The 10,458-nt window shown below is 69.4% G+C and carries 9 protein-coding genes; all 9 read right to left on the bottom strand.

Annotated elements, in window-relative coordinates:
- Positions 1 to 21: 21 nt before the first annotated feature.
- On the bottom strand, positions 22 to 1,515 hold the full coding sequence (locus ACFWF3_RS10950; RefSeq protein ID WP_378992529.1) for an MFS transporter: 1,494 nt from the start codon (positions 1,513 to 1,515) through the stop codon (positions 22 to 24).
- Positions 1,516 to 1,747: 232 nt separating this feature from the next.
- Positions 1,748 to 3,019, bottom strand: coding sequence for an FAD-binding oxidoreductase (locus ACFWF3_RS10945; RefSeq protein ID WP_379313485.1), 1,272 nt, complete (start codon positions 3,017 to 3,019; stop codon positions 1,748 to 1,750).
- A gap of 51 nt (positions 3,020 to 3,070) precedes the next feature.
- Positions 3,071 to 4,624, bottom strand: a complete 1,554-nt coding sequence (locus ACFWF3_RS10940; RefSeq protein ID WP_379313484.1) for an alkaline phosphatase D family protein — start codon at positions 4,622 to 4,624, stop codon at positions 3,071 to 3,073.
- Between the two features lie 97 nt (positions 4,625 to 4,721).
- On the bottom strand, positions 4,722 to 6,101 hold the full coding sequence (locus tag ACFWF3_RS10935; protein WP_379313483.1) for an ABC1 kinase family protein: 1,380 nt from the start codon (positions 6,099 to 6,101) through the stop codon (positions 4,722 to 4,724).
- Positions 6,102 to 6,275: 174 nt separating this feature from the next.
- Positions 6,276 to 7,004 carry a lysophospholipid acyltransferase family protein gene (locus ACFWF3_RS10930; protein ID WP_378992532.1) on the bottom strand — a complete coding sequence of 243 codons (729 nt, stop codon included), beginning with the start codon at positions 7,002 to 7,004 and terminating at the stop codon, positions 6,276 to 6,278.
- A gap of 113 nt (positions 7,005 to 7,117) precedes the next feature.
- Positions 7,118 to 8,113 (bottom strand): ROK family protein, encoded by a 996-nt coding sequence (locus tag ACFWF3_RS10925; RefSeq protein ID WP_378636564.1) that lies wholly within the window; start codon positions 8,111 to 8,113, stop codon positions 7,118 to 7,120.
- Complete coding sequence (locus ACFWF3_RS10920; RefSeq protein ID WP_379313482.1) at positions 8,110 to 8,811, bottom strand: hypothetical protein; 702 nt, start codon at positions 8,809 to 8,811, stop codon at positions 8,110 to 8,112. Before ACFWF3_RS10920 ends, ACFWF3_RS10925 begins: the two co-directional genes overlap by 4 nt.
- Positions 8,801 to 10,051: an ArsA family ATPase gene (locus ACFWF3_RS10915; protein WP_379313486.1), complete on the bottom strand. Its 1,251-nt coding sequence runs from the start codon at positions 10,049 to 10,051 to the stop codon at positions 8,801 to 8,803. The genes ACFWF3_RS10920 and ACFWF3_RS10915 overlap by 11 nt, the downstream gene beginning before the upstream one ends.
- A gap of 26 nt (positions 10,052 to 10,077) precedes the next feature.
- Positions 10,078 to 10,458: SRPBCC family protein (locus tag ACFWF3_RS10910; RefSeq protein WP_379313481.1), on the bottom strand; the 381-nt coding region annotated here is incomplete at its 5' end.

Below are 10,458 nucleotides of genomic sequence, written 5' to 3'. Positions count from 1 at the left end.
CGGCTCTGGGCATCGAATGCCTCAGTGCGCGAACACCAGTCCTTCCTCCGGCCCTTCCACCGTGCGCGGAGCGGACAGCTGCACGATCCGGCGGGGCAGCGCCGCCGCGACCACCGCACCGATGAGCGCGGTCGCGCCACCGATCAGGAAGGCGATCGTGAAGCCGCGGTCCAGATAGAACACCGCGCCCTGCGTCATCTCCGGCGGGATCGGCGCGATGTAGGAGTTGTTCATGATCGTGAACGCGATAACCGGCAGGACGGCGGGGAACACGCTCTGCGAGACGCCGACGATGCTGGCGGTGCCCGCCTGCAACTGCGGCGGCACGGCCTCGATCAGCAGATTCGGGATCGCGGCGTAGGCCATACCCATGCCCGTGCCGAAGATGCCCGCGAAGACGATCAGCAGGGGCTTGCTGTCGTGCACGGCGGCGGTCAGCACGAATCCGACGGCCATCAGCAGCATGCCGCAGGTCATCAGGATGCGGGGGCGGACGTCGCGGCGGCCGACGAGCACACCCACGAGCACGCCGCCGACCACCACCATCAGCCCCACCGGCGCCTGGAAGATCGCGAAACCCTCCGCGGTGACGCCGAATCCGTAGTCGAGCCCGAACACGGCGGGCGTCATGGCCATCATCGGCAGCAGGATGGTGAACAGCCCGCTGGCGCCGTAGCAGAGTCCGGCGCCGATCGTGGTGAGCAGCACCGAACGGCGGCCGAGCACATCGAGGTCGATCAGCGGTTCCCGGATCATTCGCGCGCTCGCCAGCCAGGCCAGCAGCAGCACCACGCCACCGAAGAGGTACGCCATGGTCGTACTGTCACGCCAGCCCCAGGTCGGTCCGAAGCTGACCGCGATGAGGATGCCGGCGATGCCGCCGCCGAGCAGGATCGCTCCGAGCGGGTCGATCCGTGAGCGCAGCCGCACCGACGACTCGGCCGTCGTGAAGAAGATCAGCGCGCCCAGCACGGCGAGACCGATGACGAAGAACCAGAAGATGCTGCGGAATCCGTGGTTGTCGATCAGCCACCCGGTGAGGAACGGCGCGGGAATCGCGATCAACCCCATGCCGCTGGTCGCGATGCTCACCGCCAGCGCGATCGTCTTCGCCGGGAACACGTCCCGGATCAGCGAGTAGCTCAGGAACAGGCAGGGGATGAGCAGGCCGGTCAGCGCACGGCCCGCGATCAGGACGGCGTAGCTGCCCGCGATCGCCGACAGCAGCGATCCCGCCGCTGCCACGGTCACGCACCCGAGCAGGGCTTTGCGCTTGCCGTACATGTCCGCCAGCTTGCCGATCAGCGGCGCGGTGACGGCGCCGACCAGCAGGAACGACGTCAGCAGCCAGGCGCCCTGGGTGGTCTGGTAGTGCGCGGCGATCGACGGTAGCGCCGTCGAGATCATCATGTAGCTCACCGCGAGCATCTCCAGCAGGAGCACGATCGAGGCGAGCGAGAAGATCAGGCGTGGGGTCCAGCGGTCCACGGCGGGTGTCGGAGTGGGAGCGACCATCAGAGGTCCTTTCGAGGATGGGGCCCGCATTCGACGAACGATCGAAATGCGTAACCGACATCACACTTTCTCCGCGTGATCCGTAGAGCCGACTATCCCATCCACTGGGAGATGGATATGACTGATAGTCAGATAGCCACCGTCGGACCCGACGTGACCAGCGGGTTCGGCGGGTAACACAGTGCGCGAATACGCGCAGCCGAGCGAAACGCCGAACCCGCCGAGTCCGTCCTCAGACGCTGTAGCGCAGGCCCTGCTCCGAGCGGCAGATGTCGTCGATGCCCGAGACGATCTCGCGCAGCTGCTCCGAGGGCAGGGCCGAGGGACGCAGACGGCAGGTGAAGGTGATCAGGCCGTAGTCGGCGGGCGTGAGGCCGCGGGCGGCGGCTTCGGCGCGCAGGTACTCCGAGCGCACGCCGTAGGTCATCGCGGAGATGACGGTGAAGCAGCCCGAGCGCTCGCGGTGCGCCGAGAACAGATCGTGCAGGCCGTAGAAGACCGAACCGTAGTTGGCCAGCGGGGCGAACACGCCGACGCGGTAGGCGGGGCCGCGCTCGGAGGAGTTGATGACGGTGTCGGCCAGGTACTCGGCGTCGCGCATGGTGAGGACCTTCGGCGCGAACATCAGCGCGCCCGCCGCCGCGTTGCGGACCGGCATGCCCGCGCGGCCGCCCGCGGCGGAAGCGATGGCGCCCAGCGACTTCCGGGTCCGCGTGCCGACCTCACGCCGGGCCCGCAGGCCGCGCGTGGGGGCGGTGGGGTACAGGCTCGACCACTGACCGAAACGGACGGCGCCGAGGGTCACCTGGCCGGTGCCGACCGGGCGCGCCACCTTGAGCGGGGCGGTGTCGACCCAGCGACCGACCTGCAGCGCCGCGCTGCCGGGGTTGGTGATCTCGTTGGTCGCGTGCTCGACGAAGGAGTCGAAGTCGAGGAACCGGTCGGCGTCGGTGGTGAGCATGGTGTGGTCTTTGTCGACCTCGACCACGTCCAGGGTGAGGGCGGTGATGATGCCCGCGCGACCGCCCGCGCCGAGGATGCGGTGGAACCGCTCGGTGTGGTGAGCGCGCCCGCAGGTGCCGATCCGGCCGTCGGGGTCGACGTACTCGAGGTCGACGATCTGGTCGATGAACATGCCGTAGCGGTGTGAGGCGGTGCTCACCCCGCCGACGGAGGCGAAGCCGCCCGCGGTGATGTCGCGATGATCGCCGACCACCGGCAGGCCGAGGCCGTGCGCGCCGAGGCGGCGGTCGATCTCGGACAGCTTCGCGCCCGCCTGCACGCGCACGGTGCGCCGGCCCAGGTTGATGTCGAGCACCGAATTCATCTTGCGCAGCGAGAGCGCCCCGCGCTGATCGGTCAGGCCATAGGACTCTTCGGTCTGTTCACCGCCGCGCACCGTCAACCGTTCCGACCGACCGCGCGAATCACGCACAGTGCGAACGACATCCGCCGTATCGGTGGGGAGATATTCTTCGGAGATGACGGTATGCGGCGTGCCCATGACCGCATAGCTAACCATAGGTGCGCGGTTCTTGCGCAGGGTACTTCGCACCTATTTCCGCGTGGGCGCGAGTTGCTTGGTGAACAGGACTTTTCCGGTCGCGTCGCACAAGTTGACGGTCATTTCTCCGGTGCGGCCGTCGATTTTCACCTCGCCGAAGTGCTGGTACTCCGGATCCATCGGGGAGGTGTTCGCGGTGGGCGGCGCGTGGACGTAGACCGCCTCGGGCCCGAAGGTGGGATCGAGGGGGTTGGGGCCGAACGCCCCCGCGTTGAGCGGGCCCGAGACGAACTCCCAGAACTCGTCGAAATCGGTGAAGGCGGCGCGGGTGGGGGAGTAGTGGTGCGCGGCGGTGTAGTGGACATCCGCGGTGAGCCAGACGACATCGCCGACCTTGTTCGCCTTGATCGCCGAGAGCACCTGGGCGATCTCGGTCTCGCGGCCCGACGGTGCGCCGGGGGCGGCGTTGGCGGGGCCTTCGAAGGCGGTCTTGCCGTCGGGGACGACCACGCCCAGCGGCAGGTCGGCGGCGACGATCTTCCAGGTGGCCTTGGAGTTCTTCAACCCCTCGGTGAGCCAGGCGATCTGGGCGGCGCCGAGGATCTGGCCCTGGGGCGCGGTATTGGCGGTGTTGGCGTCCTTGTAGGCGCGCATGTCCAGGACGAACACGTCCAGCAGCGGGCCGTAGGAGATCTTGCGGTAGAGGCGGCCGTCGACAGCTTCCTTGGGCTCCAACGGCATCCACTCGTGGAAGGCCTGCCACGAACGCGTAGCGAGGGTGTCCATGCTGCGCTCGGTGTAGCCCTTGTCGGCGGCGACCGTGCCGCCGGGGGACCAGTTGTTGGTGGTCTCGTGGTCGTCCCACTGGACGATCTGGGCGACGGCGGCGTTGAACCGGCGGTAGTTGTCGTCGGTGAGGTTGTAGGCGTAGTTGCCGCGGAACTGGTCGAGGGTTTCCGCGGGGGCGTTTTTCGCTTCGGCGGTGATGTTGCGCCAGATCCGCCCGTCGGGCAGCGTCACCGATTCCTTCAGCGCGTTGTCGGCGTAGATGCAGTCGCCGGAATGCAGGAACAGGTGCGGGTCGCGAGCGGCCATGGCGGAGAACACCTTCATGCCGCCCAGGTCCGGGTTGATCCCGAAACCCTGGCCGGCGACGTCACCGGACCACAGCAGCGAGATGTCGGCGGGCGCGGTCGGCGCCGTGCGGAACACGCCGGTGAGCGTCTCCGAGCTGGCGCCGCCCTCCCCGTCGAGGCGTACCCGGTAGTGAACGGTCTGCCCGGCGGGCAGACCGTTCACCCGCACCCGTCCGGTGCCGTCGGTAGCCGGGGTGAGCAGCGGCCCGGTGAATCGCTTGACGTCGGTGAACTTCTCGCTCGCCGACGTCTCCACCACCAGCGTCGCGGGCGTATCCGAGCGAGCCCAGATCAGGGCGCCATCACTACGCGGATCCCCGACCGCCACCCCGTGCGTGAGCGAAGGCCTGGCTCGTACCAATGCGGGCCCATCGTCACCGCAGGCCACCAGGGCGGGAGCGGTCACCACACCGAGGGCGGTTGCGCGCAGCAGCGTGCGCCGAGACATCGCGAAATCCGAAACAGCCATGAACGTCACGGTGCGCCACCGGTCGGAACACCCGGTCGTTAGCAAGGCAACGGAACATGAACGATGCCGTACGGCAGACCGAACTCGGGTGAGGCGTCTACAGCCCCGCGGCGGCGGCGGTTTCGGGGTACCAGCGGGTGCATTCGGCGCGGAGGGGGACGGCGGTGTGGAGTTGGCACAGGACTGCCAGACCGCCGAGGAAGGAGCGCAGGATCGGGGTGTGGGCGGGGGGCATGGTGAGCTGGCGCAGGATGTTCGTCAGACGCAGGTCGGTGGCGAGGCGGACCTGTTCGCGGAGCCAGTCGGCCGAGAGCGGGTAGGTGGGGGCGAGGAGGGCTTCGCGGACCGGTTGGAGGCGGGCGGCGACGGTGGCGATGTCGAGGTCGCGGTCGGGGGCGACGAAGCCGTGGCGGCGCATGGCGGCCTCGAGGTCGGCGGGGGAGTCGGCGATCACGGCGGCGCCGACATCGCTCGCGACGTCGAGGAAGGTGCCGGGCCACGGTGTGCAGGCGCCGAAGTCGACCACGCCGAGCCGGCCGTCGGGCATGCGAAGGAAATTACCGGGGTGCGGGTCGCCGTAGACGAGGGCGGCGCGGGCGGGAGCGGAGAACAGGAAACGCATGATCAGCACGCCGAGCCGGTCGAGTTCGTTCGCATTGCCGCGAATGATCAACCGGGACAGGGGAACACCGTCGAGCCATTCGGTGACCAGTACGTCACCGTGCTGGGCGATCACCCGGCTCACCACGACATCGGGGTCGTCGGCGAAGGCGGTGGCGAAGGCGCGCTGGTTGACGGCCTCGCGGGCGTAGTCGAGTTCGTCGCGGATCTCGTTGCACAGCGCCTCCACCACCGGGCGGGTGTCGGCGCCGGGCAGCAGTGCGGTGAACAACGGTGTGGCGCGTCGCAGAGCTTGCAGGTCGGCCAGCACCGCGCGGCGGGAGCCGGGGTACATGACCTTGACCGCGACCTGCGTGCCGTCGTGCCAGCGGGCCCGATGGACCTGGCCGACCGAGGCGGCGGCGGAGGCGCGGTCGTCGAATTCGAGGAACAGCGAGCGCCAGTCCGGGCCGAGATGGGTGGCGAGCTCGGCGTGGACCGCGCCCGGAAGCATGGCGGGCGCCGAATCGTGCAGTCGGGCAAGGGCTTGGCGATACGGTTCGGCCAGGTCGGGGGCCAGGCCGAGTTCGAGCAGGCCGAGGAGCTGGCCCAGTTTCGCGACACAGCCCTTGAGCTCGCCGAGTACCTGGAAGAGGTGTTCGGCGGTGCGAACGCGGATGTCGCGGTCGACGGCGGCGGGGTCGCGACCCGCGGCGCGTTTGCCGAAGCCCGCGATGCGGCGGCCCGCGTAGGCCACCGGTACCGCGGCCAAGCGCGCGCTGCGCACTACCCGGCCGGTGGGCGGATTGCCGTCACGCGGGGTCGTCCGCCGGGCGAACGGCATGACGCGACCCTCGTCGGATTCGCCTCCGGCCATCGTCTACCTCGCTGTCCCCGACGCCCGCCACCTGTGGTGGCCGCCCGCCCGTGCCTGGCAAAGGTTACCAATCGGGCGCGAAGGTGTCCGGGCAACGGCGGACGCGTGCGCGGAGAAACGATCCGGGCAACGACGACGTGCGCCGGTTCATCGTGTGGCGCACGAGGTTTCGGCTCAGCCGGCCTTGGTCTCGGGGATGCGGGTGGCGTCGATCTGGTTGTCGGTGGGCGCGACGCCCTTCTTGAGGCTGTGCGCGTACACGTCGACATATTCCTGGCCGGTGAGCCGCATCAGCTCGTACATCACCTCGTCGGTGACAGCGCGTTCGACGAAGCGGTTACCGCTCATGCCCTCGTAGCGCGAGAAATCAAGAGGCGCACCGAACTTCAGCGTGACCTTCTGGCGACGCCACTTGAACGGTCCGGGCGGGCTCACCTTGTCGGTGCCGATCACCGCGACCGGGATCACCGGGACGCCGGTCTCCAGCGCGAGGCGCGCCATGCCGGTCTTGCCCTTGTAGAGGCGGCCGTCGGGGGAGCGGGTGCCCTCGGGGTACAGGCCGACGAGGCGACCTTCGTCGAGGAGTTTGGTGGCGGCGATGAGTGCGTCGTCGGCAGCCGAGGCGCCACTGCGATCGATCGGGTACTGGCCGGTGCCGCTGAAGAAGAACTTCTGCAGGCGCCCCTTGAAGCCAGGGGTGGTGAAGTACTCCGCCTTGGCGAGGTAGTTGATCCGCCGTGGGCTCAGCAGCGGTGCGAACAGCCAGTCGGAGAACGACAGATGGTTACCCGCCATGATCGCCGGTCCATCGGCCGGGACGTTCTCGAGGCCCTCGACAACGGGCCGGTTGTACAGATGCATGAACGGTCCCGGGAAGACGTACTTGAGCAGCCAATAGAACATGGCGTCCTTTCTTCGGACCGGGATCGTGGTGTGCGGCTTCGGACAACGACTTTACCGCTGGTCGCAGGTCACAACCAACCCGAGCTGGTAGCTGGAGCACATGGCTGTGACCCTTATCTCGCCGCGCGACCGGCCACCGGCGCATCGACCGCCGCCCTGGCCAATTCCGCGGCGCCGATCATGCCCGCGGCCTCCCCGAGCTGCGTGGTGCGCAGACGCGCCAGCGGCCGATGCCCGGCTCCGGTGACCGCGCTCGCGTAGTGTTCGCGAGCCTCGTCGAGGAACAGCGGCGCCGAACTGCTCACCCCACCCGCGATCACCACGAGGTCGGGATCGAACAGATCGCTGACGAAGGCGAGGCCGAGTCCGAGCCACCGCGCGAAGTCGGCCATCACCCGCACCGCGAGCGGATCGCCGTCCTGTGCGGCGCCCGCGACCCGGCGGCCGGTGAGCGAGCCGGGGTCGCGCAGCACATCGCGCGCCAGCACCGAACGCACAGGGTCGGTGGCGAGCATCTCGATGGCGGTGTCGGCCAGCGCCGTTCCGCTGCAGTAGCGCTCCCAGCAGCCGTGTTTGCCGCACGGACAGGCGCGGCCCTCGGGCACGACCTGGAGATGGCCGAGTTCGGGGGCGATGCCGTGGCTGCCTCGATAGAGCTGACCGTCGATGAGCAGCGCGGCGCCGATGCCGGTGCCGATCGCGACGAGCACCACCGTCTGCCCGCCCGCCGCCGCACCGAAGCGGTACTCGGCCCAGCCCGCGGCGTTCGCGTCGTGTTCGAGGATCACCGGCAGGCCCAGCCGCGCGGTGAGCCGTTGGGCGACCGGGGCGTTCTGCCACGGCAGGTGCGGGGCGAACAGGACCGTCGATTGATCGGTCGAGATGAAACCGGCGACGGCCAGCCCCACCGCCGCGATCGGATGCCGGCGGGCCAGCTCGCGCACCGAGCGGTCGATCGCGTCCTCGAGGGCGCGCGCCGAATGCGGGGTCGGCGCCTGCACAGTGTCGAGCACCTCGCCGTCGACATCGACCACCGAGGCACGAATGTTGGTGCCACCCACATCGATGCCCACGGTGAGCAGGTGTTGAGGGTCGATCCTGCTGGTCATCCCCGGATCGTCACCGGAATGTCGACATATTGCGAGCGCGGCGCGCGGGCGGCGGCCGACCGATCCTCGGCGGTGGGCCTGGGGCGCTGGTTCGGGTTGGCGGCCGTCGGCGGCGCGGTGGCGGCGAAAGCGTCAGCGTCCGGCGCGGTCGCGTCGGCGCGGTCGGGTTCGGGGGTGATGTGCGGTGTGCGCGTGGTCCGCGGCGCGTTGTACTCGTCGACCCGGCGCGGGCGAGGGGCGCTGGACTGCTCCGGGCGCGGGGCTCGCGAGCGCGGGCTGGAACCCGGATCCTGCAGACCCGTGGCACCGCTGGAGCGCGGGGGCTGACCCGTGGGCTCGTGTGCGGCGGCATGGTCGTCGGCCGAATTCGGGTGTCCCGCAGCGTGCTCGGCCCATTCCGGCGGGAGGACCGGTTCGACGGGAATGCCCGCGAGGGCTTCGCGCAGGACCGTCACCATGGAGGTGCCGTGGTCGGCGAGGGCCGCGACGACGTCGTGGTGGTCGCCGCGCAGCAGGGCCGCGGCCGCGCAGACCGGGCACCAGGCGCAACCGCCCAGGTCGGCCCGACCGTCGGCGGCGGTGCGGCGTAGCACGGGTTCGACCCGGGCGAGGAGAACTTCGGAGAGTAGGCGCAGCTCCTCGGTGAACTCGGCGAAGCCGTCGTGGCCGTGGCGCTCGGACTGGGAGTCAGTGCTCATCTGCGGTGGCCTTCGTGTAGTTCGGATCGGCGGGCCACACCCGCGGATCGGGCCGGAAGCGGACCACGAGGTGACCGGTGTCGAGTTCGGCGCCCGCCACTGTGCAGCGTCGCAGCACCGGCGCGAGGCGTACGCGTGTGCGTACCCCGTCGGCTCCCACGATCAGATCGTCCTCCACTCGGCCCAGCCGCAAGGTGCCGGGATCGACTACCGGCAGCCGCATCCGCATCGCGTACACGGAGTCGACACCGGAGCCGGACTCCCATCGAACCATCGGTTCGCCCGAATCCGCGCCCTGAGCGTGTTGGGCGGGCAGCGTGTCGACCGAATGCGAGAAGGCCGCCAGCGAATTCACCCCCACCGGTTCGGCGCCGGCGTGCTGGGCGATCAGGATCGGGACATCGGTGAGTTGCTCGTGTAGCCGGGCCACCACCTCGAGTTGCTCGGCGCGGCGGTTCAGATACCAGTGCACGGCCGGGTGGGCGTTGTCGCCGGGCGGTGGCACCGGGGCCAGCACCTTGTTCACCACCACCGCGTCCATCCGCAGGCCCAGCAACGCGGCCGCCGAACGCACCCGCCGCGCCTCGGCGACGGCGACCTGTTCGGGCCCGGTGATCAGGCGGGCGCTGGTGCGGGTGCGGTCGGCGAGGAGATCGCGGACCTGGGTCACCGCCACCACGACCCGTTCGACCGCGGCCGCGAGCACCGCCTTGCGGAGATCCAGTCCGATCGCGCTCATCGTGCGCGCATGCCGGGGCCAGAGGCGTTCGAGATAGTTGAGCATGGTGTCGGGGGCGGTGACGATGCGCAGCATGTCGGCCGAGGGCGGGCAATCGACGACGATGACGTCCCAGTCGTTCTCCTCGGCGTACTGGGCGATCTCGACCAGCATCAGCAGTTCCTGCACACCGGGCAGCCCGGTCAGCTCGGCCGGGTCCAGCGCGGCGAGGTCGAAGCCGTGATCGTGGCCGCCGCCTGTGGCGAGCATCGCCACCACATCGCGGAAACGGTCCTCGAGCAGGGCGAGGGAATCGATCTCGATCACCTCGATGCCGGGCGCCACCCGGGCCACCCCGGCGACGGTGCCCGGATCGTGCGGGAAACGGAAACCGAGCGCGTCGCCGAGCGAATGGGCCTGATCCAGCGAGGCGATCAGCACACGCTGACCCGAGCGGGCATAGGTCATGCTCGTCGCGCAGGCCAGCGTCGTCTTCCCGACACCACCCTTGCCGACGAACAGTTCGACGCGGGTACCGCCCGGGGCGCTCAGCCTTCGACCCGCTTCTTGAGCTCGTTGAGCGCGGTGTCGGTGATGACCTTCTCGGCTTTACGTTTGAACATGCCGATCATCGGGATGTTCAGGTCGACGGTGAGTTCGTAGACCACCTCGGTGCCACCCCCCGGCCGGTCCCGGAGTTCGTAGCTGCCGTCCTGGGCCTTCTGCAGGTCACCTTCGAGCAGCCGCCAGCTCACCGCTTTGCCGTCGGCGCGCCAGGTGTAGGACAGCACGTAGGTGTCCTTGACAACGCCGGCGTCGAGCACGAACCGTGCGGTGGCCGCGCGCCCTTCGGCATCGCGATCGACGACTTCGACCGACTTCGCGGCGGCCACCCACTCCGGATAGGACTCCTGTCTCTTATACACATC

Origin of the sequence: Nocardia sp. NPDC060220, assembly GCF_042727815.1 — a bacterium.
Taxonomy (GTDB): Bacteria; Actinomycetota; Actinomycetes; order Mycobacteriales; family Mycobacteriaceae; genus Nocardia.
Note: the sequence above shows the minus strand (reverse complement) of the source record. Positions and strands in the feature narration are given on the sequence as shown.